Annotated in this window: 14 protein-coding genes and 2 pseudogenes; 5 read left to right on the top strand and 11 right to left on the bottom strand. The window is 70.8% G+C overall.

Annotated features, from left to right (window positions below; translation table 11 throughout):
• Positions 1 to 1,043 (top strand): annotated as a pseudogene (locus PCA_RS12515) (endonuclease domain-containing protein); the annotation flags it as partial.
• Positions 1,043 to 2,401: a UDP-N-acetylmuramoyl-L-alanine--D-glutamate ligase gene (murD, locus tag PCA_RS12510; protein WP_181302954.1), complete on the top strand. Its 1,359-nt coding sequence runs from the start codon at positions 1,043 to 1,045 to the stop codon at positions 2,399 to 2,401. The pseudogene PCA_RS12515 and the gene murD, both read left to right, overlap by 1 nt.
• Positions 2,402 to 2,435: 34 nt before the next feature.
• Here murD and PCA_RS12505 read toward each other — a convergent pair whose 3' ends face one another.
• From PCA_RS12505 to PCA_RS12475, 7 genes are all read right to left on the bottom strand, one after another.
• On the bottom strand, positions 2,436 to 2,939 hold the full coding sequence (locus PCA_RS12505) for a DUF4019 domain-containing protein (RefSeq protein WP_181302953.1): 504 nt from the start codon (positions 2,937 to 2,939) through the stop codon (positions 2,436 to 2,438).
• A gap of 143 nt (positions 2,940 to 3,082) precedes the next feature.
• Entirely contained in the window at positions 3,083 to 5,152 is a 2,070-nt protein-coding gene (locus tag PCA_RS12500) for a M13 family metallopeptidase (protein WP_181302952.1), read from the bottom strand.
• A gap of 106 nt (positions 5,153 to 5,258) precedes the next feature.
• Entirely contained in the window at positions 5,259 to 9,005 is a 3,747-nt protein-coding gene (locus PCA_RS12495; RefSeq protein WP_181302951.1) for a translocation/assembly module TamB domain-containing protein, read from the bottom strand.
• A 211-nt stretch (positions 9,006 to 9,216) separates the two neighbouring features.
• Complete coding sequence (locus PCA_RS12490; RefSeq protein WP_181302950.1) at positions 9,217 to 10,995, bottom strand: autotransporter assembly complex family protein; 1,779 nt, start codon at positions 10,993 to 10,995, stop codon at positions 9,217 to 9,219.
• A 1,247-nt stretch (positions 10,996 to 12,242) separates the two neighbouring features.
• Positions 12,243 to 13,094: an NAD-dependent epimerase/dehydratase family protein gene (locus PCA_RS12485; protein WP_181302949.1), complete on the bottom strand. Its 852-nt coding sequence runs from the start codon at positions 13,092 to 13,094 to the stop codon at positions 12,243 to 12,245.
• Between the two features lie 7 nt (positions 13,095 to 13,101).
• Entirely contained in the window at positions 13,102 to 14,808 is a 1,707-nt protein-coding gene (locus PCA_RS12480) for a hypothetical protein (RefSeq protein ID WP_181302948.1), read from the bottom strand.
• A 195-nt stretch (positions 14,809 to 15,003) separates the two neighbouring features.
• Positions 15,004 to 17,142, bottom strand: a complete 2,139-nt coding sequence (locus tag PCA_RS12475; RefSeq protein ID WP_181302947.1) for a bifunctional (p)ppGpp synthetase/guanosine-3',5'-bis(diphosphate) 3'-pyrophosphohydrolase — start codon at positions 17,140 to 17,142, stop codon at positions 15,004 to 15,006.
• Between the two features lie 113 nt (positions 17,143 to 17,255).
• On the opposite strand from PCA_RS12475, the gene PCA_RS12470 reads away from it, so the two are divergent.
• Positions 17,256 to 17,735: a hypothetical protein gene (locus PCA_RS12470; protein ID WP_181302946.1), complete on the top strand. Its 480-nt coding sequence runs from the start codon at positions 17,256 to 17,258 to the stop codon at positions 17,733 to 17,735.
• Positions 17,736 to 17,742: 7 nt separating this feature from the next.
• Entirely contained in the window at positions 17,743 to 17,958 is a 216-nt protein-coding gene (locus PCA_RS12465; RefSeq protein ID WP_181302945.1) for a hypothetical protein, read from the top strand.
• A 24-nt stretch (positions 17,959 to 17,982) separates the two neighbouring features.
• Here PCA_RS12465 and PCA_RS12460 read toward each other — a convergent pair whose 3' ends face one another.
• The 3 genes from PCA_RS12460 to PCA_RS12450 all read right to left on the bottom strand — a co-directional run bounded on the left by PCA_RS12460 (position 17,983) and on the right by PCA_RS12450 (position 22,150).
• Positions 17,983 to 19,626: an acetolactate synthase large subunit gene (locus PCA_RS12460; RefSeq protein ID WP_181302944.1), complete on the bottom strand. Its 1,644-nt coding sequence runs from the start codon at positions 19,624 to 19,626 to the stop codon at positions 17,983 to 17,985.
• Between the two features lie 37 nt (positions 19,627 to 19,663).
• Positions 19,664 to 21,070 carry an NAD-dependent succinate-semialdehyde dehydrogenase gene (locus PCA_RS12455; protein ID WP_181302943.1) on the bottom strand — a complete coding sequence of 469 codons (1,407 nt, stop codon included), beginning with the start codon at positions 21,068 to 21,070 and terminating at the stop codon, positions 19,664 to 19,666.
• 288 nt (positions 21,071 to 21,358) lie between these two features.
• Positions 21,359 to 22,150, bottom strand: coding sequence for a helix-turn-helix transcriptional regulator (locus tag PCA_RS12450; protein ID WP_181302942.1), 792 nt, complete (start codon positions 22,148 to 22,150; stop codon positions 21,359 to 21,361).
• A gap of 210 nt (positions 22,151 to 22,360) precedes the next feature.
• Between PCA_RS12450 and PCA_RS12445 the strand changes: the two genes are divergently transcribed.
• The gene (locus PCA_RS12445; protein ID WP_181302941.1) at positions 22,361 to 22,876 is read left to right on the top strand and encodes a hypothetical protein; all 516 of its coding nucleotides are present in this window, start codon (positions 22,361 to 22,363) and stop codon (positions 22,874 to 22,876) included.
• A 76-nt stretch (positions 22,877 to 22,952) separates the two neighbouring features.
• On the opposite strand, the pseudogene PCA_RS12440 reads toward PCA_RS12445, so the two are convergent.
• Positions 22,953 to 24,989, bottom strand: a pseudogene (locus PCA_RS12440) (DUF3418 domain-containing protein); the annotation flags it as partial.
• Positions 24,990 to 25,214: the final 225 nt, after the last annotated feature.

Here is a 25,214-nt window from a genome sequence, read left to right as displayed (position 1 = left end):
CAACACCCCCCCCCCCCCCCCCCCCCCCCCCCCCCCCCCGGGGGGGGGGGGGGGGGGGGGGGGGGGCGACCCCCCCGGGCTTGCCGCAAGCCCCGTCGCTCGGTCTCCCAAAGAACACCCTCGTCCCCATCGGCGGCGGCAAGGATTCCCTCGTCGCGGTGGAGGCGATCAAGTCCATCGGCGGCGAAGCGACCGCCGTGTGGGTGGGCAACTCCGCGTTGATCCAGGCCTGCGCCGAGCGCACCGGCCTGCCCACGCTGAACATCCAGCGCGAACTGGCGCCGGCGCTGTTCGAGCTCAACCAGCGCGGTGCGTGGAACGGCCACATCCCGGTGACCGCGGTGAACTCGGCGATCCTCGCCATGGCCGCGATCCTCTACGGCCACGATTCCATCGCCTTCGCGAACGAGCGCTCCGCCTCGGCCGCCACGCTGGAGTACGAAGGCCAGCAGGTGAACCACCAGTGGAGCAAGGGCTACGCCTTCGAGCAGTTGCTCGGCGACTGGCTGCACGGCCATGTGGCGGCCGACCTCGATTACTGCTCGCTGCTGCGGCCGTATTCCGAACTCGCGATCACCCGTGCGTTCGCGAAGCTCACGCCGTACTTCGACGTGTTCTCCAGCTGCAACCGCAACTTCAGGCTGCTCGGCCCCAAGCCGGCCGACCGCTGGTGCGGGCAGTGCCCGAAGTGCCATTTCGTGTTCCTCGCGCTGGCGCCGTTCCTGCCCAAGCCGCGCCTGCTGGCGATCTTCGGCCGCAACCTGCTGGACGACGAGACGCAGGCGGCCGGTTTCGACGCGCTGCTGGAATACAAGGATCACAAGCCGTTCGAATGCGTGGGCGAGGGCGCCGAGGCGCGCGCCGCGATGTACGCGCTGAGCCAGCGCCCGGAATGGCAGGAGGACGCGCTGGTGGCGCGCTTCCGCGACGAGATCCTGCCCCGGCTCGACGCCGCGCAGCTCGCGCTGGAACCGTGGCTGCAGCCGTCCGCCGAGCACCGCATACCGGCAAGGCTGCAGGCGGCGCTGCAGGCCATCGCCTGATGCGCATCGCCGGGCTGGCGGGCAAGCGCGTCGCCGTGTGGGGCTTCGGCCGCGAAGGGCGCGCGGCGATTCGCGCGATCCACGCGCAGTTGCCGCAATTGCCGCTGGCGCTGTACTGCAGCGAGGACGAAGCCGAGGCGGCGCGCGCGTTCGACGCCACGCTCACCGTCTACGGCCCGGAGCCGGGGCCGGTGGCGCTGTGCGCCTACGACGTGGTGGTGAAGTCGCCGGGCATCTCCATCTACAAGCCCACGGTGACCACCGCACAGGCGCAGGGTACGCGGTTCACCTCCGGCACCGCGCTGTGGTTCGCGGAGAACCCCGATGCGCGCGTGGTCGCGGTCACCGGCACCAAGGGCAAGAGCACCACCACCGCCCTGGTCGCGCACCTGGCGCGCAGCCTGGGCGTGCGCACGGCGCTGGCCGGCAACATCGGCTTGCCGCTGCTGGAATTGCAGGGGCAGTCCGCCGCGCTGTGGGCCATCGAGCTGTCCAGCTTCCAGACCGGCGAGGCAGGCGCGCTGGAGCTGGGCGTGGTCACCAGCCTGTACGAGGAGCATCTCGACTGGCACGGTTCGCGCGAACGCTACGTGGCCGACAAGCTGCGCCTGGCCGACGTGTCGCGCCGCCTGCTGGTCAACGGCTTGCAGCCGAACCTGCTGGAACGCACTGCCGCGCATCCGCATCGCCTCGTCTTCGGCACGCCCGAAGGCTGGCATGTGGCCGATGGTGCGATCCGCCGCGGCGAACAGGCGGTGTTCGACATCGCGAAGCTGGCCGCGCCCGGGCTGCACAACGCGCTCAACGCCTGCGCCGCGCTGGCCGCGCTGGAAACGCTGGGCCACGACGCGATCATGGCCGCACCCGCACTGGCGAATTTCCACCCGCTGCCGCACCGCCTGCAGCCGCTGGGCACACGCGACGGGCTGGACTGGATCAACGACTCGATCAGCACCACGCCACAGGCCACGCTGGCCGCGCTGGACAGCCTGGCCGGGCGCGAGGTCACGGTGATCGCGGGCGGCCACGACCGCGGGCTGGACTGGTCGGATTTCGTGCAGGCCGTGAAGCATCGCACTGGCCTGCGCATCGTCACGCAAGGCGCCAACGGTCCGCGTATCGCGCAGGCCCTGCGGCAGGCGAAGACCGAACTGCCGCTGGGCGAGGCCGAGGATTTCGACGACGCGGTGACGATGGCGCGCACCGTGACGCCCGCGGGCGGCGTGGTGCTGCTGTCGCCCGGCGCGCCCAGCTTCGACCAGTTCAAGGACTATGCCGCGCGCGGCCGCCGCTTTGCGGAACTGGCCGGCTTCGACGGTACCGCCATCGCCGGCATCGAGGGGCTAGGCATCGCGTGACGGCGCCGCGGGCGAGGGCCCGCGGCGCGCGCGTTCAGCGCAGCGTGTAGCCAGCCACCCGCCACACCTTGTCCGTGTCCAGGTGGAACGAGATCAGCTCGCGTATCGGCTGCTTCCGGTTCGCGAACTGGGTTGCGAAGCTGACGTTGACGTAGTAGCCGGCCGGCGTGGCGCCTCCCTGGGAGGCGCTGCGGGTGATCGTGGCGAACTTGCGCGACACCAGGTTGCCGGCCTGCTTGCGGTCGGCATCGACCTGCTTGACGAAGGCGTCGCGCTGCACGGCCTGCTTCGCCACGCTGGAGGCGCCGTCCCACACGCTGCCGGTCTTGCCCTGATCGACCTGCAGCGCGACCTGCAGCGCGGCCTGTTCCATCTTGGTGTTCTGCTCGCGCAGTTGTGCCTGCTGTTCCGGGGTGAGCGCCGGCGCGGCCTGTGCCTGCGTCTGCGGCTTGGCGGCGGCGGGTGCGGCGGCCGACTGGGCCAGCGCGGCGGTAGAGACGCCCAGCAGGGCGGCGGACAGGACGATCTGCTTGAGCATGATGCGAATTCTCCCTTGCGAATGACCACGGATGCCTTCCAGGGGCACCCTGGTCGCAATTTATCACGACGCTCTCCGGCCAGTGTGCAGGGCCGGTGTGGGGGCGGCACCGCCCGCCCCACACCGACCGGCGACGGCCGCGTCTACCAGATCTTCACGCGCTGGTCCGGCGCCAGATACAGCTTCTGGCCGGGCTTCACGTCGAACGCCGGGTACCAGGCGTCGAGGTTGCGCACGGTGAGCGCGCGGAACTGCGCGGGCGCGTGCACGTCGGTGGCGAGGCGCTGGCGCATCGCGGCCTCGCGCATCTTCGAACGCCAGGCCTGGCCGAAGGCGAGGAAGAAGCGCTGGTCGCCGCTGAGGCCGTCGACCACCGGCGCGGGCTTGCCGCCGAGCGACTTGTGGTAGGCGAGGTAGGCGATGGTGAGGCCGGAAACGTCGGCGATGTTCTCGCCCAGCGTCTGCTCGCCGTCGACGTGCAGGCCGGGCAGCGCTTCGTACTTGCCGAACTGTTTCGCGAGTTGCGCGGTGGCGCTCTTGAAGTGGGCCTCGTCGGCCGGCGTCCACCAGTTCTCCATCTTGCCCTGCGCGTCGAAATCGGCGCCGGTGTTGTCGAAGCTGTGGCTGATCTCGTGGCCGATGATGGCGCCGATGGCGCCGTAGTTAGCGGCGGGGTCGGCCTTGGGATCGAAGAACGGCGGCTGCAGGATCGCTGCGGGGAAGTTCAGCGCGTTCTGCAGCGGCAGGTTCACCGCGTTCACCGTCTGCGGCGTCATCCACCACTCGCCGCGGTCCACCGGCTGGCCGAGCTTGGCGAGCTGGTGCTCGTATTCGTGCTTCACCGCGCGCAGGTGGTTGCCCAGCGGATCGTCGGCGCTGACCTTGAGCGTGGCGTAGTCGCGCCACTTCTCCGGATAGCCCACGCCGACCTTCAGCGTGACCAGCTTCTCCTTGGCCTTCGCCCGCGTGGCCGGGGTCATCCAGCTCAGCGTGTCGAGGCGCTCGTCGAAGGCGGCGATCAGGTTCTTCACCAACTGCTGCACCTCGGCCTTGGACGAGGCGGGGAAGTACTTCTTCACGTACAGCTCGCCCACCGCGTCGCCGAGGTCGGTGTTGGTGGCGCCCACCGCGCGCTTCCAGCGCGGCTGCTGCTCGGGCGTGCCCTGCAGGGTGTGGCCGTAGAAGTCGAAGCTGAGGTCGGCATAGGCCTTGGGCAGCAACGGCGCGGCGGCATCGAGCGTGTGGAAGGCGAGCAGGGTCTTCCAGGCGTCCAGCGGCTCGCTGCCGACCAGCGCGGCGAGGCCGGTGGTGGCGGTCGGCTGCCACACGTCTATCTGCTTCTGGCCGTCCAGGCCCGCGGCCTTGAAGTAGGCGGCCCAGTCGAGGCCCGGCGCCTTCTGCGCGAAATCGGCCGCCGTCCAGAGGTTGTTCGCCTTGTGCACGTCCTGGCTGGCTATCAGGCTTTCCTGGGCCTTGGCGATCTTCGTTTCGAGATCGATCACCGTGTTCGCCTTCGCGTCGGCGTCGGCGATGCCGGCTTGCTTCAGCAGCGCCGCGACGTAGGTGCGGTACCTGGCGCGGAACTCCGCCATGTGCGCGTCGCTGGAGAGGTAGTAGTCGCGGCTGGGCATGGCCAGGCCGCCCTGCAGCAGGTAGGCGATGGTGTGCGAGGGATCTTCCAGCCCCTGCGTCACGAACAGGCCGAACAGGTTTTCGGTGTGGAAGTTGGTGGCGTTGATCGGGTCCACGTCGGCGCGCAGGCGGCTGCCAAGCACGCGGGCGAGATCGTCTTTCGAGGCGATTGCGTCGATGGCGGAAAGCTCGGGTTTCAGTGGCGCGAGGCCGTGCTTCTCGATCGCGGCCTCGTCCATGTACGCCGCGTAGTAGTCGGCGATCCGGCGCGTGTCGCTGCCGGCGGCGGGATGGTTGGCACCCGCATTCCTGATCAGGTCGGCGGTGTGCTGCTCGGTGAGCTCGAAGATCTTCAGGAACGTGCCGGTGCTGGAGCGGTCGGCGGGAATCTGCGCGGTCTTCAGCCAGCCGCCGTTCGCATAGTCGAAGAAGTTGTCGCCGGGGCGCACCGCGAGGTCGATGCCGCCCAGGTCGATGCCGATGTCCGGCGCGCGCGGCATGGGCGGCGTGGCTGCCCAGGCGGGGGCGCTGCAGAGAACGGCGGCAATCGCCGCGGAAAGGATCCATCGAGTGCGCTGCATGGGGTTACCTCGTCGGTGTGGGGCTGCCGTGGGCAAAAGCGGTGGGGCAGCATGCCACCCCGCGCGGCGGCAGGCACGCGGCGTTGCAGGACGGCGTCGCAGGTTTCTACTTTTCGAGGCGGTAGTTGAAGCTGGCGCGGTTGAATTCCGTGGCGCTCTGCGCCTCGAAGTTCCAGCGACGGGTCAGCCGGTAGCGCAGGGTCACCACCTGGCCCGGTTCGAACAGGCCCACGCCGTAGCTGAGGTAGAGCCGCGGCGAGAGGTACTTGCCCACGGTGAACGCGGAGTTGCCGCCGAGCGCCTCGTTGCTGGAGACGCCGATGTCGTCCACGCCGAGCTTCGAGCCGATGCTCTTGGCCAGCAGGTTGCCGGCGGCCGAGCCCAGCGCCTGCGCGGCGGCGCCGAGCATGTCGCCTTCGCCGCCCTTCACCTGCGACAGCGGCTTGCCGGTGATCAGGTAGGAGAGCGCGTCGGACTGCTCCATCAGCGGGTTGGAGAACACGGTGAGCACCGGCCGCTGGGCGGTGCCGGCGATCTGCAGGCCCACCTCCTGGCCTTCGTCGATGGTGGCGTTGGGGTTGAGCTTGCGGATCGCGCGGATGTCCAGGCCGGGATTGTCGATCGGCGTGCTCGCGAACAGCAGCCTGCCGCGCTGGATGACGAGGTTCTGGCCGTAGGCCCGGTAGGTGCCGTCCACCGTGATCTGGCCCTGGCCGGTGGTGGCGCGCCCCGGCCGCTCGTTCACCGTGAGCACGCCGGCGAGGCGGCCGTCCAGGCCGAGGCCGGTGAGGTGCGTCCTGCGGCCAAGGTCCACCCGCACCGTGGCGGTGAACGGCAGCGATGCGCCGGGCGCGGGCTGTTCGCGGTCGACCACCACCACGTCGGGGGAGGCCTTGTTGGCGCCGGCGCCCGGCAGCTTGTCGAGGTTCACGTCGGCGCTGTCCAGCAGCACCGTGCCGCCGAGGTCGAGGCCTTGCGCGGTGCGCTGCAGGCGCAGGTCGGGGCTGATCGCGACCTTGGCGGCGGGAATGTCGGCGGCGGTGAACTGGCTGCCCTTGATCGCGATGTCGGTGGTGACGCTTCCGCCCAGGCCGGCGACGCCGGCCACCGTCAGCGTGCCGGTGCCGGACTGCACGCTGCCGTCGATGCGCAGGGTGCGGGCGTCGAGCGCCTGCACGGCCAGTCGCCCCTTGGCGAGCTTGAGTCCCGCGGCCGGCACCTCGGCGGCGAAATCGTCCACCGTGGCCCGGCCGCTGACGACCGGTTGCGCCAGCGTGCCGCCGAACTGGAAGCTGCCGGCGGCCTGGCCGTGCACGTTCGCCACCGCGTTGCCGAACAATTCGAGGAAGGCGAGGTTGTTGAGGCGCAGGTCGAGCTGGCCGCCCAGCGCCTGCTGCTTGCCGCTCACGCTTGCATGGCCGCTGAGGCTGCCGCCGTGGTCGAGGTTGGCGCGCAGGTCGATGCGCTGGCCGTTCGCGCCCAGTTCGCCGTGCAACGCCAGGTTGTCGTAGCTCAGCAGCGGCGCGTCGGGATGCTCGGTGTAGGTGATGCTGCCGTGGCTGGAGCTGATGCTGGTCGTGCCGCTGAGCACGCCGGCCACGCTGAGGTGCGCCTTCCCCTCGCCCTGCAGGCTGCCGTCCGCGCGCATCGGCAGGTTGGCTTCGCCGGCAGCGTTCAGCAGCAGCGCCAGAGGCAGGGCGCGCAGGCGGTAGTTGGCGTCGAGGTTGCCGGCCTTGTCCCGCCGCGCGCTGGCGCACAGCAGCGGGTCGCCCGCCGTGAGGCACAGCTCGCCGAGGGTGAAGGCGCCGTCGCGCCAGGCCAACTGGCTGGGATGCTGCAGGCGCCAGCCCGGCAGGCCCTGCGGTTCGAGGTTCAGCGTGCCGAGCGTGCCGCTCCAGTTGCCGTCCCGCAGCGCGCCGTGCAGGCCCAGCGCGCCGGAGAGCTGGCTGCCGCGCATGTCCAGCTCCAGCCGGTGGTTGCCCTGGCTGCCTTCGGCCAGCAGGTGGATGCGCTGGAACACGAGGCCGTCGAGGTGCGCGCCGCCGGTGGTGAGTTCCAGCTTGCCCGCGGGATGGCTGATGTCGGGGATGCCGGCGATCAGTTGCAGGCTGTCCACGCGTTCCTGCTTCCAGGCCAGCGCGTTGCCGCGCAGGTGGCCGTTGATGGCCAGCACCGGCAGGAGGCCGCGCAGGTTGAATTGGCCGTCCAGACGTCCGCCGGCGCCGGGCAGCCAGTCGCCCAGCGAGGCGATGGCGAGCCGGACGTCGGCATCGTTGACGCGACCCGGCCTGGCGTCGACCTGCACCGTGCTGCCGCCGGAAGTCAGGCGGAGCTGGCCGTCGATCACCTTGCCGGGCGAGAGGTGCAGCCTGGCGCTGCCGCCGACGGTGCGCTCGCGCAGGCGCCCGGCGAGTTGCCGGAGTTCCAGCGTGGCGTCGGGTCCGTCCTTCGTCATCGTGCCCTTGCTGTCGAGCGCGAAATCCAGCGCGCCGTTCCAGCCGGCGAGCAGCTGGCCGGGGTCGAAGCGCGTGGCGCTGGCGTCGAGTTGCCAGCCCAGCGCGGGTTGCAGTTGCAGCGTGCCCTGCATTTCGAGCTTGCCTTGCGGTTGCTGCAGGGTGAGCGGATGCAGGGCGATCGCCTGCGGCGTGCCGTCCACGTCCAGGGTCAGGTGCGCCGGTTGGCCGGGTGGGCCGATCGTGACGTCGCCGGTGGCATGGAAACGCTCGGCGCTGCCGCGCGCGTCGAGCTTGCCCGCGCTGGCGAGAGGCTGGCCGACGAGTTCGGCCGGCAGTTGCAGGTCGCTCCACCGGATCGTCAGCTGGCCGCCCAGCGGCTTCGCGTCGAGCTGCAGCGTGCCGCTGGCGTCGAGCCGTCCCTTGACCTGCGGCGAGCTCAGGGCGAGTTGCTGCAGGTCCAGCGTCTTGCCGTCGTCGCTGAAGCGCGCGCGCAGCGGTTGCAGCAGCAGGCGGTATTCGTTGAGGTCCAGCGCGCCGGCGAGTTCGCCGCCGTGGCGGTCGCCGTGGCCTTGCAGGTCCAGCGCCAGCGATTTCAACGCGCTGTCGTCGCCCAGCAACGGCTTGGGATCGAAGCGCGGCGCGCTCAGCGTGGCTTTCCAGTCGTGGTTGCCGCCCTGCGCCAGTTCCAGGTGCAGGCGCGCGGCGGTGGGTTGCTCCAGGGTGAGGTCCAGCTTCGCCAGCTTGCCGTCGCTGTCCGCGGCGAGCTGGCCCGCATACGCTGCGTCGCCCACTTTCCACGCAAAGTCGGCCTTGCCGTTGCCGCGCTGTCCGCGGCTGAGGTCCAGCACGCCCTGCAGGTCGGCTTGGCCGTCCGGCGCGCGCAGCTTCAGCGTGTCGATGGCGATGCCCGCACGCGTCCAGCGGCCGGCCAGGTCGAGGCTGTCGGAGGCGAACAGCGGCTGGCCGTCCTGGCTCACGCGCACCGTGCCCACGTGGACGCGGTCGAGCAGCAGGTCCACCGGCGGTTGCAGCGAGAAGCTGCCGGAGCTTTCGCTGCTGTCCGTGCTTTTCGGCAGGGCCACCGTCACGCCGTCGGCGTCGAGGTCGCGCACATGCACCTTGCCCAGCAGCAGCGGCCAGAGGCGCAGGTCGAGGCGTATCCGGCTTGCGCCGATCGCGGTGCCCTTGCCGTCGTCGTAGCGCAGGCCGTCGAGCCGCAGCGGGCCGATCAGCGAACCCTGCGCCTGCTTCCACTGCAGCGCGCCGTGCGTGGCCGATTGCGCACGCGCCAGCGCGAAGCGCAGGCCCGCGCCGGTGCCGAGCAGCCACCAGGCGGTGGCGGCCACGACCAGCAGCACGATCGCGAAGGCGATGGCGATGCGCTTGAGCCACTTCATGAAACCGACTGCCTCCGCAATATGCACATGCGCGTTTGTCGTGCTCCGGGATCAGGAGCGAAGCGTTGCCCATGTCGAAAACGGGCTGTCCTGCCCGTTTTCGAGTCGCCGGGTCCGTTGCACGGACCCGGCTCCGCCGCATCGGCCGCAAAGCGGCCGATGCGCGCGCGGCCATCCGTGGCCGCCTGCGACCGGGTGCCATGGCAGCCGGTCACAGGTCTGGCCCTATGACCAGGTGCAGCACGACGCCGTGGCGTCGCGAGTCGTGGATCGGCGTGCCGAGGTCCACGCGGATCATGCCCACCGGCGAGCGCCAGCGCACGCCGAGGCCGGTGCCGATCTTCGGGCGGTAATCGGTGCCGTCGAAGGCATTGCCCGCGTCCACGAAGGTGGCGATGCCCCAGTTGCGGGTGAAGTAGTGCTCCACCTCGGCGCTGGTCACCAGCAGGTTGGTGCCGCCGAGCACGCGGCCGGAGCTGTTCTCGGGGCCGATGGACTGGAAACCGTAGCCGCGCACCGAGCGGTCGCCGCCGGCGAAGAAGCGCAGTTGCGGCGGCAGCGCGGCGAAGTCGGCTGTCCAGACGTGGCCGGCGCTGCCGCGCAGGATCAGCCGGTTGCGCCGCTTCGCGCCGAAGGCGTGTATCCATTTCGCGTCGGCGGTGAGCTCGCTGAAGCTGGTGGATGAGAGCAGGCCGCCCGCCGTGCTGCGCGCAGTGAGGTCCAGCGACCAGCCGTTGTGCACGAAGTTGAAGTTGTCCGCCCGCTTGCGCGACAGCGACGCCTCGGCGAACACCAGGGTGCTGTTGCCGTGCTCGATGCCCGGCGTGCTGTCCGGCTCGTTGCCGCGCTTGCCCACGGTGAAGGTGCCGGACAGCGCGTGCAGGCCCAGGGTGCGCGTCCAGCCGCGCCACTGCCGCGTCTCGTTGGCCACCAGTCCCAGCGTGCGCGACTGCGAGGTGCTGGTATTCGCGTCGCGGAAGTTGGCGCCGACGTTGAAGCTGCGCTGGTCGTCGCCGGGCATGGGGATGGAGTACAGCGTGGACAGCGTCTTCAACCGCTGCGCCACGACCAGTTCGTTCTTCCACTTGTGGCCGCGCCGGTTCACCCAGCGCCGTTCCATGCGCGCGCGCGCGCCGAAGCCGGTGTCGGTGCCGATGAACGGGCCGCCGGTGTAGACCGTGCGCTTGGCCGGCGCCAGTTCGACCTTGATGTCGACCTTGCCTTCGGCTTTCTCGTCGATCTGCGGCAGCACGTTGACCACGGCGAAGTAGTCGGCGCCGTTCAGCGCCTGCTGCAGTTGCAGCAGCTGGTACTGGTCGAAGTAGTCGCCAGACTTGAACGGCACGTAGCGATCCAGGAAGCCGTCCCTGAACTGCGAGCCTTCGAACTGCACGGCGCCGTAGCGGTAGCGTTGTCCCACCTGCCACGCGAGCATGATCGCCGCGCTGTGTTCCGCGCGGCGCACCTCGACGCGGCGCGTCGTCAGCTTCGCGTCCAGGAAGCCGTTTGCCGTGAGCGCGGCGGACAGCGCGTCACGCGCGGCATCGTAGCTGGCGTCGTCCAGCCGCTGGCCGCGCATGCGCTCGATCGCGTTGCGCGCGCGGCGGATCGGGGGCAGGGCGAGCGCCGCGGCATCCAGTTGCACGTCCACCGAGGCGACCTTCACCGGCTCGCCGGGACGCACGTCCAGCGTCACCTGCCAGTCCTTGCCCGCCTGCTGCAGTTGCGCGGCGACCTCGGCGTCGTAATAGCCATAGGGCTCCAGCGCGGTCTTCGCCTGGGCCTGCGCCTGCGCGTACAGGCGCTGGATCTGCGCTTCGCTCACGTCGCGCTGCGCATACTGCGACAACCCCACGGAGGCGCCGATCGCCTGCTGCAGCGGCTCGTCCACCCCGCGCACCACCAACTGCACGCCCGCCTGCGCCAGCGGCGCGAACAGCAGCATCGCAAGGAGGGCAAATACGGACAGGCGTCGGAGGGGGCGGCGCATGCGGAGGGAATCCATCCTCGGGGATTGTCGCGGGGTCGGGACAGCTTACCGAAGTGGGGATGGGTTTCGGATGAACCTGCGACTCGGGCGGCACATATGTCAGCGCGTGCGCTGGCGGCAAAGCGGTTTCGTGCCGCTGTCGCGGCCCGAGCCACCTTTCTCTGTTTGGCCAGAGAAACGTGGCCCAAAGAGAGGCCACCCCGATGGCGCGCCCTGCGCCCATCCATGGGCTCCGGGTGCGCGGGCGGGTTACGGGGTTTTTCGACGGCACCTCCGTGTGCCGGCGAAAAACTGGCCCGCATCCATGCGGGCCATCCTGCGGACTTTCCTCCACCCGCCCGCCGCGCCATAGGGGCCCCGGGTAAAGCAGCGCGCTCCCGGCGCGCACTCGGGCGCAGCCGCTGCGCGGCTGCGGGAATGCCGTGCGGCGGCCTTCTGGTTAGGGTTTCTGTATGAGTGTGCGAAGTGCGCTGTCGCAGGCCCGGCGCCTGAGTCAAGCAGTGGCGAAGTCGTCCGCTTGGACGTGTGGTCAGGGCGCACGCGACCTGCCCCAAGACGTTGCCCAACCAAACAGCTTCCCTAGTCCCCAGCCGAGACCATAAAGCAACGCTAGTGTCGAAAGGCCAACCAACAGGTACGCTCCTGCCCAAGGCAAATTTGACAGGGCGCGGCTGAGGCCAAGCCAGTCCAGCGCAGCCAGCTGCAGCGCCAGAGGTAGTTGTAGAAGAACGAACTCACCCTTGGGGTCTCCTGAGGAGCCAAGGGATGCCAAGGCACACAAGCCAACGATGACCAAGTACAGAAAGCACAAAGTGAGGCCGGTCTTGCTCATATGCCTAATGCTTGAAATTGGCGTCCGCGGAACCGGCCGCAGTCCAAAGACTGGGTAGCCCGAATGAGCTGAGCATCCGTGAGGTCGGGAGTTGAGTGATCCATGATTTTCCAAGCGGGCCCGACGCCAGATAGACCCGGGATTGGGACATGTGGGTGGATGCTCCGAACCTTCCGGGTTCGCGTCAAGTCGACCAGTCCTCAACGCGACCACCAGCCGCTACGAATTCTTCGATGCTGTTTAGGGACTTTCTGGCGCCGTGGGTGGGCATGGTCGGCGCATCTGGCGCACGCGCGAAATTTGCGCGGTGCGCACCTTCATCCGCCCCTTCGGGGCACCTTCCTCGCTCCCCAAGGCGGCGCCATCCATGGCGCCTCTCCGCGTCTCCCGGCGGGAGAAGGGAGTCGGGGTTCCGTCAGTCCTTCACCGGAAACCACATTCCCGCGTCGACCTGGAACGGGCGCGGCTGTATTCCCAGCAGGCGTTCCAGTTCGGTGTTGTCGGCGATCAGGTCCGCATCGAGTCGCGCGAGTGGCCCGCGCAGCTTCACGGGGGCGAGGCGCTGGCCGGCGTGCAGCAGCCACGCGGGCAGCGGCAGGGGCAGGTTGGCGTGGGGCAGGGTGCGGCGGACGCGGGCGAACATTTCGCGGGCGCTGAGGCGCTCGCCGCCGCCGATGGAGAGGATGCGGCCGGCGCTGGCGGGGCAGCCCAGCGTGGCGAGCACGGCGAGCGCGAGGTCGTCGGCGTGCACGGGCTGGCGCAGGCCGCGGCCGGCGGGCAGCGGGAAGACGCGGGTGCGCCAGGCGCGGCGGGCGATGGGGCTGAGGCTCTTGTCGAGTCCGGCGCCGTAGATCAGGGTGGGGCGCAGCACGGTCCACGGCGCGCCGTGGCGGGCGCAGGCGGCGGCCAGCGCCTGTTCGCCGTCGCGCAGCTGCTGCGCGATCGCGCGTTCGGCCGGCACGCCGGAGTCGCGCTTGGTTTCCGCGCTCATCGAGCTGGTGGCGACGATGCGCGGCGGCTCGCTGCCGAAGTCGGCGCGCGCCAGCCATTCGGCGAACGGACCCAGCGGGCCGAAGCTGACGATGGCGACGGGCGGCGGCAGTTCCGCCGGCACGGCGTGGGGCAGTTCGCCCTGCAGCCAGCGCAGGCCGGGTTGCGGCGGACGTGCGCGGCGGCTCAGCGCGACCACCGAGGCGCCGCCGGCGAGCAGGCGCGGCAGCAGGAAGTGGCCGATCTGGCTGCTGCCGCCGAATACCAGGACGGTCATGCGCTTGTCAGGAACCCGATTGCAGGCGCGCGGCGAGGTCGAGCACGCGCGGCTGGTTCGGCGCCAGCTTGCGCGCCTGTTCCAGCGACTGTGCGGCGCCGATGCGGTTGCCCTGGGCGAGCTGGCGGTCGGCTTCGTCCAGCCATGCGCCGGCGAGGCGCTGGCGCATGATGTTCTGCGAGGCGTCGCCGGGCGCGAGGTCGGCGAGGTTGTCCAGCATCTGGTTGGCGCGGTTGAGGTCGCCGGCGGCCAGCGCGCGGTTGAACAGTTGCTGCACCACGCCGGGCAGCGCCTGCAGGCCGCGCTGGGCCACGGCGCTGTCGCCGTCGATCGCCAGCACGTTGCGGTAGAGGTCGTAGGCGCTGCGGCCGGGCGGCAGCATGATGTCGCCGCGCTGCGTGGCGTCCTGCGCCTGCTGCAGCAGGCGGGCGACCTGCGCGCTCTGCTGCGGGGTCAGGACGGGCGGCGGAGCGGGGGGCGCCGCCTCCTCGTTCCTGGCGGGTGCGGCGGCGCGGGGCGGCTTGTGCGCCTGCGCGCCTTGCAGGCGTGCGCGGGCGGCGGCGAGGTCGGCGGATTTCGGGGCCAGCGCCTCGGCGTGGTCGAGCAGCGTGGCGGCTTGTGCGGTGTCGCCGGCATCCAGCGCGGCGTTCGCCTGCACGGTGAGCGCCTGCGCCACCTTGCCCAGCCCGGCCTCGGCCTGGGGATTGTCCGGGCTCAGCGCCAGCGCGGCCTTGTAGTGCGCCAGCGCGGTGTCGTCGCCGGGGCCGTCGATGCGGCCGGCGCGCAGCGCCTCGTCGCCCTGCTGCAAGGCGGTGTCCAGCGCGGCGCTGTCCTGCTGCTGCGCCTGCGCACGTGCGGCGCGCAGGCCCGGCAGCGCGGCGTTGTTCGGCTGCAGCGCGGCCAGTTGTTCGATGTCGGCATCGGCGGCGGCGCTGTCGTTCGCGTCCAGCGCCTTGCGCGCCTGCGCGGCGAGCGCATCGCCGACCTGGTCCAGGCCGTGGCGCGCCACCGCGTTGCCGGGATCGGCCTGCAGCACCTGCCGGTACAGCGTGCCGGCGCCGTGCTCGCCGCCGAACTGGTTCGCGGCGAACGCCTGCTGCGCCTGTTGCACCAGCACCGAGACCTGCACCTGCGAGGCGCGCTTCGCGGCGATCTGCTGGTCCAGGCGGTCGACGTCGCTGCCGCCGCCCAGCAGCTCGCGCGCCACCGCCGCCTTCTGCGCGGCCACGTCGAACTGGCCGGCCTGCAGCGCGGCATCGGCCTGCGACAGTTCGGCCATGCCGACCTGGTGCAGGCCGTTGCGCGCCATGTCGTTGTCAGGCTCCAGCGCCATCGCCGCCTGGTACAGCTCGCGCGCGCTGGTGCCGTCGCGGCCGTCCAGCTGCCCGGCCGCCAGCGCCTGCTGTGCGCGACTCAGCACGTCGTTGAGTTCGGTACGCGGCAGCAGGCTGCGCAGGCGGTTCTGCCCGATCCACGCGCCAGCCACCACGCCGACCAGCGCCAGCAGCAACAGCGGCACCAGCCAGCCGCGGCGGGGCCGGTTCCGCATCGTCGAGGCGCGGCGCCAGCGGCGGCGCGGCTCGGCGTCCGGCCACGGCGGATCGTCGCGCATCGGCGCGCCGCGCGGCGGCGCATCGAGCTGGTCGAGGCTGCCCAGCGTGGGCTCGGTGCGTCCGCGGGATTCGGGTTCGTGCTGGTCGCGGCGTCCGCTCATGGAAACAACAGGTTCAGAAGTTGGTTGTTGAGAGTGCAGCCATGGATGGCTGCCCGTTTGATCCCGCGACCGGGAAGATCGCAAAAGTGAAACCAGGAACGGCTGCTCGTTTGACTCCACGATCGTTGACGACCGCAAAGCCGATCCAGCTTAGCATCGCGCTGCTGCACTGCCGCGTGAAGCGGAAACGTGCGTTCAGGATGCGCGGGAACCGCCGATGCGGCGCGCTTCGACCACGTTCGGCAGCGCCAGCAGGCGGCCGAGCAGGGTGGAGAGCTGCTCGAAGTCGCGCACGCGCAGGGCGAAGCGCATTTCCACCTCGCCGCTTTTCGCGAAGGCGCGGCTGGAGGAGGCGATGATGGGCGTGCCGGCGTTGCTGATCACGCTGGTGACGTCCTTCTGCAGGCCCTTGCGATCGTAGCCGCGCAGCTCGATGTCCACCTCGTAGGCCTGGGCGCTGGCCTTGCCCCAGTCCACCTCGATCACCCGGTCCGGGTCGCGCCGTGCGAGTCGCGCGAGGCTGGCGCAGTCGGCGCGGTGCACCGACACGCCGCGGCCACGGGTGATGAAGCCGCGTACCGGATCGCCCGGCAGCGGCTGGCAGCAGCGCGCCAGCGTGGTGAGCAGGTTGCCGATGCCCTCGATGCTGAGCGCGCCCGGGTCGCGCGCCGGCGGCGGCCGCACCGGCGCCAGCGGCACGACCGCTTCGTCGTCCAGCGGTTGTGCGGCTTCCTGCAGCGCGCGTGCGATCTGGCCGGTGCTGATCTCGTTCAGCGCCAGCGCCACCAGCAGCTCGTCCTGCGTCTTCAGGTGGAAGTGCGTGGGCAGCTTCGCGAGGTCGACCTCGGGCAGGGCGAGGCGCTTCAGTTCACGCTCGAACATCGCGCGGCCCACCGCGAGATTGGCGTCGTGCGCCAGCCGGCGGAACCAGGCGCGCACCTTGTCGCGCGCCCGCGAGCTGTTGAGGTAGCCGTGGTGCGGCGACAGCCAGTCGCGGCTGGGCTCGGCGTGCTTCGCGGTGAGGATCTCCACGCGGTCGCCGCTCTGCGGCTGGAACGTGAGCGGCACGATGCGGCCGTTGACCTTGGCGCCGCGACAGCGGTGGCCCACCTCGGTGTGCACGTGGTAGGCGAAGTCCAGCACGGTGCCGCCGTGCGGCAGGTCCACCACCTCGCCGCGCGGCGTGAGCAGGTAGACGCGGTCCTCCATCAGCTCGGTGCGCAGGTTCGTGGCCAGCGAGCCCTCGTCCTCGCTGCGCGTCTCCAGCAGCTTGCGCATCCAGGCGACCTTGGCCTCGAACTCGGCGTCGGCGCCGCCGCCTTCCTTGTAGCGCCAGTGCGCGGCCACGCCGAGTTCGTTCGCGCGGTGCATCTCGTGGGTGCGGATCTGCACTTCCAGCGTCTTGTCGCGCGGGCCGATCACCGCAGTGTGCAGCGAGCGGTAGCCGTTGCCCTTGGGGCGCGCGAGGTAGTCGTCGAACTCGCGCGGCAGGTGCGGCCACAGCGTGTGCACCACGCCGAGCGCGGCGTAGCAGTCGGCCACCGTGTCCACCAGCACGCGCACCGCGCGGATGTCGTACAGCTCGGCGAACTCCACGCCCTTCTTCTGCATCTTCTTCCAGATGGAATAGATGTGCTTGGGCCGCCCCGCCAGCTCGGCGCGGATGCCGGCGGCGGCCAGCGCGCGGCCCAGCTCGTCCAGCGATTCGCGGATGAAGGCCTCGCGGTCGGCGCGGCGCTCGTCGAGCAGGTTCGCGATGCGCCGATAGACGTCCGGCTGCAGGTGGCGGAAGGCAAGGTCTTCCAGCTCCCACTTCAGCTGCCAGATGCCCAGGCGGTTCGCGAGCGGCGCGTGGATGTCGCGGGTGAGCCGGGCCAGCTCCGTGCGCTCGGCGTCGGGCAGCGCCGCCGCCGCGCGCAGGCGCGCGAGCTGGCGCGCCAGCAGCACGAACACCACGCGCAGGTCGCGCACGATCGCCAGCAGCAGCCGGCGCAGGCCTTCGGAGCTGGCGCCCTGGGTGCGCTGCGCGTGCAGCGCCCACACCTGTTCCGCCGCCTGCTGGCCTTCCACCAGCCGGCGGATTTCTTCCGGCTGCCGCGGCGCCTCGACCTGCCAGAACGCCGGATCGACGCGCGCCACCGCGAACCACAGCGCCGCCGCCTGGGTGGGCGCGTCGCAGCCCAGCATCGCCAGCAGGTCGAGCACGTCGGCGCCTTCGGCCTGGTCGACCGGGCGCGCCAGGCAGGCATCCAGCGCCGCCGCCAGCACGGGCGGGGGCGTGCCGGCGCGGTCGCGCCAGGCTTGCAGGCGGGCGGATTGCGGATGCGTGGTCATGGCCGGGAGCGTGTCGTGATGGCCCATTCTAGGCGGATGGGCGGTGCTTGGCTTCGCTGCCCGGCAGTCGCAGAATCGCCCCGTCGCCCCTTCCGTCGCTACAGGACCGGCCCATGAAGACCCCGCCAGCCATCCTTGCACTCGCCTGCCTGCTCGCGTTGCCGCTCGCGGGAGCGCCAGCCCATGCGCAACAGGCGGACGGCCTGCGGCAGCGCATGAGCGCCGCCGACTTCAAGGCGGCCGGGCTGGACAGGCAGACTCCGGAGGAACTGGCCCACCTCGATGCGTGGCTGGACGCGCATCCGGTGGTGAAGACCCGCATGGTCAGCTCCAGCGGCAAGCCGGTGTTCTACGCGGACGACGCGAAGCGCGAGAAGATCGACACGCGCATCAAGGGGCATTTCGGCGGCTGGTCGGGGCAGAGCGAATTCACCCTGGACAACGGCCAGGTGTGGAAGCAGTCCAGCTCCGACGCGCCGCAGTGCATGAGCGCGGAGAATCCCAAGGTCAAGCTCAAGCCTTCGCTGTTCGGCGCCTGGCTGATGTACGTGGACGGCTGCAACGGCGACGCCCACGTCGAACGGGTGCGCTGAGCGCCCCGTGCGCTGGCTGCGATCCCTGGCGGCGGCGACGCTGGCCGCCGGCCTCACCCTGCTTGCCGCATGGCTGCTGCTGGCGTGGAGCGACGCCGGCGCACCGTCGCCGGTGGACTTCGCGCGGCGGCATCCCGGGCTGGGGGCTGCGTTCGGCCTGCTGTCCACCTTGACCGTGCTTGGAGCGGCGCTGCTGCAGCGCCGCCGGCGCAAGTCGCGCTGAGCTGCACGGGATCGCCGGCTGCGTTCAGGGCCGGTTGGACGGAAACGCCTCGCGCAGCTCGTTCACCAGCACGCGCTCGTTCTCCGAGTAGTCGATCGGCACCGAGACCAGGTGCACGCCGCCGGCCCGGAACGCGGCTTCCAGCGTGGGCACGAACTGTGCGACGTCGTCGACGCGGTGGCCCTGGCAGCCGAAGGCGCGCGCATACAGCGTGAAGTCGGGGTTGCCGAAGGTCATGCCGTAGTCGGCGAAACCGTCCACCGCCTGCTTCCAGCGGATCATGCCGTAGGCGTTGTCCTGCAGCACCAGCACGACCAGGTTGAGCTTGAGGCGCACCGCCGTTTCCATCTCCTGGTCGTTCATCATGAAGCCGCCGTCGCCGCACACCGCCAGCACGCGGCGATCCGGGTAGAGCATCGCGGCCATCATCGCGGAGGGCAGGCCGGCGCCCATGGTGGCGAGCGCGTTGTCCAGCAGCAGGGTGTTGGCGACCTGGGTGCGGTAGTTGCGCGCGAACCAGATCTTGTACATGCCGTTGTCCAGCGCCACGATGCCGTCGGAAGGCATCACGGCGCGCACGTCGTGCACGATGCGCTGCGGCGTGAAGCGGTCTTCGTCGGCGCGGTCGGCGAGGTGCGCGAGGATGTCCTCGCGCAGCGGCAGCAGCGCCTTGGCGTTCGGCACCTGGCCCTCGATGCGGTCGGCCAGCAGGGCCAGCGAACGGCCCAGGTCGCCCACGATTTCCGCCTGCGGGAAATACACCTGCTCGACGCTGGCCGGCTTGTAGCCCACGTGGATCACCGTGGGGCCGCCGGGACGCATCATGAAGGGCGGCTTCTCCACGGTGTCGTGGCCGATCGCGACGATGACGTCGGCGCGGTCGATCGCCTTGTGCACGTAGTCGCGTTCGCTCAGCGCCGCCGTGCCCATGTACAGGCCGGAGCCGCCGGCGACCGAGCCCTTGCCCATCTGCGTGGTGAAGAACGGGATGCCGGCGCGCAGCACGAAGCGCGACAGCGCCGCGCTGGACGCCGGCCGCGAGGCCGCCGCGCCCAGCATCACCAGCGGCCGCTGGGCGGCGCGGATCAGCGCGGCGGCGCGCTCCACCGACTCGGCGCCGGCCACCGGCGTTTCCAGCGCGTGCGGCGGCACCAGCGGCACCGCCTCGCATTCCATGCCGGCGATGTCCTCCGGCAGTTCCAGCAGCACCGGGCCGGGGCGTTCCTCCTGCGCCATGCGGAACGCGTCGCGCACCAGCGTGGGAATGGTGGTGGGCGAGACGATCTGCCGTGCGGACTTGGTCAGCGGCTTCATCGCGTTGACGATGTCGACGATCTGGAACTGCGCCTGCCGGCTGGAACGGATGCCCTTCTGCCCGGTGAGGATGATCATCGGCATCGCGCCGAGGAAAGCGTAGGCGGCGCCGGTGGTGAAGTTCAGCGCGCCCGGGCCCAGCGTGCTGAGGCACACGCCGGGCTTGCCGGTGAGCCGGCCGTAGGTGGCGGCCATGAACGCCGCCGCCTGTTCGTGGCGGGTGACCACGAGCTGGATGGAGGAGTGGCGCAGCGATTCCACCACGTCGAGGTTTTCCTCGCCGGGTATGCCGAAGATGCGCTCGACGCCTTCGTTCTCCAGCGCGGCCACCAGCAGGTCGGATCCCTTGGTCATGTCGTGATGTTCCGTGTGTTGGAATACGAGGCGACGGTCAGCGGCGGTCGACCCAGACGGTCTGCGCGTTGACGAATTCGCGCAGGCCGAAGTGCGACAGCTCGCGGCCGAAGCCGCTCTGCTTCACGCCGCCGATCGGCACGCGCGGGTCGGAGGCGGACGAGCCGTTGATGAACACGCCGCCGGTGACCAGCCGCCGCGCCAGCTGCTTGCCGCGTTCGACGTCGCCGGTCCACAGGTTGCCGCTGAGGCCGTAGTCGCTCTGGTTCGCCAGTTCCACCGCGTGGTCGGCATCGCGCGCGGCGACGATGGCCGCCACCGGGCCGAAGGTCTCGGCGTCGAACACGGGCATGCCGGGCTTGACGTCGGCGAGCACGGTGGGCGCGTAGTAGTAGCCCTTGCGGTCCAGTTGCTGCCCACCGAGCAGCAGCTTCGCGCCGGCCTGCACGCTGTCGGTCACCTGCTTGTGCAACTGCTCCAGCAGGTCGAGGCGCGCCATCGGGCCGACCTGGGTGGCCGCGTCGCGGCCGTCGCCCACCACCAGCGCCCTGGTGCGTTCGACGAAGGCATGGGTGAAGCGCTCAAGCACGGCTTCCTCGACGATCATGCGCTTGGCCGCGATGCACACCTGGCCGGCGTTCTGGAAGCGCGCGGCCACGGCGATTTCGGCGGCCTTCTCCACGTCGGCGTCGGCCAGCACGATGAAGGGATCGGAGCCGCCCAGTTCCAGCACCACCTTCTTGATCGCCTGGCCGGCCTGGCCCGCGATGGTGCGGCCGGCGCCCACGCTGCCGGTGACGGTGACAGCGGCGGTGCGCGGGTCGGCGATGGCCGCGGCGCTCTGTGCGCGGGTGAGGTGGGCGGCGATGAAGGCGCCGTCGGGCAGGCCGGCGGCGCGCCAGGCCTCGTCCAGCAGTTCGGCGCAGCCCACCACGTTCTCGGCCGGCTTCAGCAGGAAGGCGTTGCCGCCCATCAGGATCGGCACCGCCGCGCGCATCGCCTGCCAGTACGGGAAGTTCCACGGCATCACGCCCAGCACCACGCCCAGCGGCAGGTAGGACACGTAGGCCTTGCCGTCCGGCACTTCGGTGGGTTCGTCGGCCAGCCAGCGCGGGCCGTGTTCGGCGTACCAGTCGCACAGGTGCGCGCACTTCTCCACCTCGGCGCGCATCTCGCGCAGCGGCTTGCCCATCTCGGCCGTGCCCATCGCCGCCATCGCCTTGCTGCGCTCGCGCAGCGAGGCGGCCATGGCGCGCAGCACGTCCGCGCGCTGCGCCAGGCTGGTCGCGCTCCAGCGCGCGAAGCCGGCCTGGGCGCGGTCGAGCAGCGGCCCGAGCGCGGCGTCGGCGAGGAAGGGACGTTCGGCGATCAGTTCGCCGGTGGCGGGGTCGCGCGATACCGACACGTTGTCGGGCGCGGTGGTGCGGGTGGAGTCGGCAGCCATGGTGTGTTTCCTCCGGAGTTCGCGGCCGGGAACACGCCCGGCCAATGCGGTGAAACATGGACCTGTGCGATGGCAGGGACAAGACGGGCGGCGATCATGGGAGTCGTACCACCAGTCTCGAGGAACCAGGGAGGGTCCGATTGATCGACTGTCTGCTTGTCATTCCTGCGGTCTTCGACGGCCGAAGGGCTGGTCAGGCAGGAATCCCATGCCTTTGTGCCCAGTGGCTTGCAGGCGCCGAGGCCAGCTTTCGCCAGGATGACGAGCGGAATCAGACTATCTCTAGCCCTACTTGCGTCGAAGATAGGTGACCAGCGACAGGTCGTGGCGGTTCTGCGGCACCAGCGCCACGTACTGCAGGTCGACCCGGCCCAGCGCGGGATGGTCGAGCTGCTTGATGCCTTCGTCGAAGCGGCGCACGTCGTGCTCGGGCCACCAGCGGCGGAAGTCGTCGCTGCGTTCGGTCAGCTCGGCGATCAGCGCCTCGAACGGGCGCTTGTCCGCCGCCTGCGCGTGGGCGGCCCGGAAGCCGGCGAGCGTGCCGCGCGCGATCTCTTCCCAGTTGACGATGAGCGTGCGGTACGGCGCGTGCAGGAACATCAGCCGCAGCGTGTTGCGTTCGTGCGGCGCGAGCCGGTCGTAGTCGACGAACAGTTCGGCGATCGCGCGGTTCCAGATCAGGATGTCGAAGCGGTTGTTGCGCACGTACGCGGGCAGCGGGTCCAGCGCCTGCACGAACTGGCGCAGGCCCTCGGTGAGCGATTCGTCGTGGGTGTCTTCCGGAGGCGCGTGGCCGGACAGCGCGAACACGTAGGCGCGCTCGGCGTCGCTCATGCGCAGCACCCGCGCCAGCCGCTCCAGCGCCTCGGGCGAGGCGCGCACGTCGCGGCCCTGCTCGATCCACGTATACCAGCTCGCGCTGACGTCCGCGGCCAGCGCCACTTCCTCGCGTTTCAGCCCCGGCGTGCGGCGGCGCCCCACCGGCAGGCCCAGCTCGGTCGGCGACACGCGCGCACGGCAGGCCACCAGGAACGCGCCGAGTTCCCTGCGTTGCGCCGCGTTGTGCGTGCTGGCATCCATCGTCGTCGCCTGTGGGGATGGCCACATGATAGTGAGGCGGGGCCGTGGCGTGTCCGCCATCGCGCTGCGGCGCGGCGCGGAAGCCGGAGCGGCGATGCGGGGGGCGGGCGCCCGTGGTCCATGCCGGGCGCCTTGGCGGAAGGCGCGCCGAACGCGCAGAATGCCCGCAAGATATTTCGTGCCCAGCTTCCCGACCGGAGAAGGTTTCCCATGTTCCAGCGCCTGTATCGCCCTCTCGTCTTCGTCCTGCTGGCCGCCGTGGCCGCCGCCGCGCAGGCCCAGTCCGCGCCTTCGCTGCAGCAGAGCATGGGCAGCGCGGCATTCCGCCAGGCCGGCCTGGACAAGCTCAGCCCGCAGGAGCTGCATGCGCTGGAACAATGGCTGTCGGCGCATCCCGATGCCATGGTGCCGCCGCCGTCCCAGGCCAGCTCGGCCGCGGTGGCCGCGAACCGCAGCAGCAGTCATCCCGACGCCAGGGCCGCAAAGGCCGGGCCGGCGCGCACGGTCATCGCCAGCCGTGTCGCGGGCCGTTTCGGCGGCTGGCAGCGCGGCACCGTGCTGACGCTGGAGAACGGGCAGCGCTGGCAGGTGGTGGACGACAGCTCGCTGAGCCCCGGCAAGCCGCTGGACGCACCGGCCGTCACGATCAAGCCGGGCATGGTGGGCGGATGGCTGCTGAAGGTCGAGGGCTACAACGCCTCGGCGCGGGTGAAGCCGGCGAATTGAACCTTGCCGGTCGTCGGCGTCGCGTCTTGCGCGCGAAGGAAAGCGTGTAGCCGCGACGCGTCGAACACGCGACAGCTCAGCTCCGGCCGAGGTCGGCGCTGGCCTTGGCCAGGCGCTTTGCGGACACCGGCTCGGCGGTCTTCAACTCCTGCGCGAACAGCGACACGCGCCATTCCTCGATCAGCCAGCGCAGTTCGTCCAGTCCGTCGTGGCCGGCTGCGCGGTGCTTCAGGTACTCGCGCCAATAGGGCAGCACCTGCAGCATGCGCTGCTGGTCCTTCGCGGGGTCCTGGCGCAGGCGCTCGCCGCGCAGGCGCATGGCCTTGAGGTAGCGCGGGTAGTGCGCCAGCCGCGTCGGCGGCAGTTCGCGCAGGAAACCCGGTTCGAGCAAGGCGTCGAGCTGCTCGCGCAGATCGTCGTAGCTGGCGCGGGCGAAGCCCAGCAGCGGCGGCTGCAGCCACGGCCGGAGTTCGGCCTGCGCCTCGATGATCGGTTCGGCGAGCTTCAGGCGTTCCACCGCCGCGGCGAACAGTTCGCGCGCGGCCTGCGTGCGCAGCGCCTCGAACGCGCCCGCGCTGCGCGCGTCCAGCTGCAGCCTTGCCACGAGATCGGCGAGGCCGCCTTCCACCAGGTCTTCGCGCAAGCCGTCCACGCCGCCCAGCGAGGCGTATTTCAGCGCCAGGGAATTGTTGATGGGCAGGCGCCGGCGCGCCTGCTTGAGTTCGCTGGCCAGCGCGTTGCGCAGCAGGCGCAACACGCCGTCGACGTGCGCGGCGGCGGCCTCGTCGCGGCGCTCGAACACGCGCAGCGCCACCGCGTCGCCGAGGTCGACCAGCGCGGGGAAGGCGAGCAGGTTGCCCCTGGAGCGCACTTCCCGCGGGATCTCCTCGAAGTCCCACGCGGTGACGTCCTCGCGGGTCAGTTCCACGTCGGTCTTGCGCGAGAACGCCTCGCGCGCGCGGCCTTCCCATTCGTCGCGCAACGCGACGAGGTTGCGGCCGGCTGCGAGCGTGCGGCCGTTGTCGTCGTGCAGGCGGTAGCGCATCAGGAAGTGCGGCGCGAGTTCCGCCGCGGCGAATTCGCCGGCGTCGATGGCGACGCCGGTGGTGCGTTTCAGGAACGCAGCCAGCGCCTGCGCCAGCGGCTCGTCGCGCGGCGCTTCGGCTTCGGCGAACGCACGGGCGAAATCAGGTGCGGGCACGAAGTTGCGGCGCAGCGCCTTGGGAAGGCCGCGGATCAGCTCGGCCGCCTTTTCGGCAAGCAGGCCGGGCACCAGCCACTCGCAGCGCGCAAGGGGCAGGGCGTTGAGCATCGCCAGCGGCAGGTGCAGGGTGACGCCGTCGGCTTCGTCGCCGGGCACGAAACGGTATTCCAGGCGATAGCGTTGCGGCGCGCCACCGGTCGGCACGATGTCCAGCGCGGCCGGGAACGCCTTCGGATCGAGGCCGGCCCCGCCGGCCATCACGTCGTCCAGCGACCAGCGCAGCGCCGCCTGCTCGGCCGGTCGCGCGTGGCGGTACCACGCGTCCAGCCCGCGGCTGCTGGCGATGTCCTCCGGCAGCTTGCCGCGGAAGAAATCCACCAGTTCGTCCTCGTGGCGGATCAGGCCTTCGCGGCGCTGTTTCGCCTCGATGCCTTGTGCATCCTCCAGCACACGCTGGTTCGCACGCACGAAATCGGCGCGCGCCTCGATGTCGCCGCGGGCCAGCGCCTCGCGCAGGAATATCTCGTGGGCCAGCGCTGGGTCCTGCTGCTGGAACGTCACCGCGCGTCGTTCGACCAGGGTGAGGCCGAGCAGGCTCACCTGCTCGTACGCCACCACGCAGCCGCGCTTGCGCGACCAGTGCGCGTCGCGGCATGACGACTTCAGCAGATGCGCGGCCTGCTGCTCGACCCATGCCGGCTCGATGCGCGCGCACATCATCGCCCACACCTTGCCGCCCACGTCGAGGATCTGCGCGGCGAACACCCAGTTCGGCGGCACCTTCGCCAGCGCGGAACCGGGGAAGACCTGGAACTTGCGCTCGCGCGTGCCCTGGTAGATGCCGCGCTCGTCCTTGCGGCCGACCTGGGTGGGAAGGCCCGCCAGGAGGCTGCGGTGGATCGTCTCGAAGCGACGGGACGCCACAGCCTCTTCATCGATGCCGCGCTCCCTGTGTTCGCCTCCTCTCCCCTCCGTGGAGAGGATTGAGGCGAGGGGCTGGGGCTTGCCCAGCCGCGCGTGCGAAGCGTGCTTGCGCTCGCTCCCTCTCCCCTCCGGGGTGAGGGTTGGGGTGAGGGGCTGGGGCTTGCCGGGATGCTCATGCGAAGCGTGCGTGCGCTCGCTCCCTCTCCCCTC

The sequence above is a fragment of the Rhodanobacter sp. PCA2 genome, assembly GCF_013620825.1.
In the GTDB taxonomy this organism is placed as follows: domain Bacteria; phylum Pseudomonadota; class Gammaproteobacteria; order Xanthomonadales; family Rhodanobacteraceae; genus Rhodanobacter_A.
Note: the sequence above shows the minus strand (reverse complement) of the source record. Positions and strands in the feature narration are given on the sequence as shown.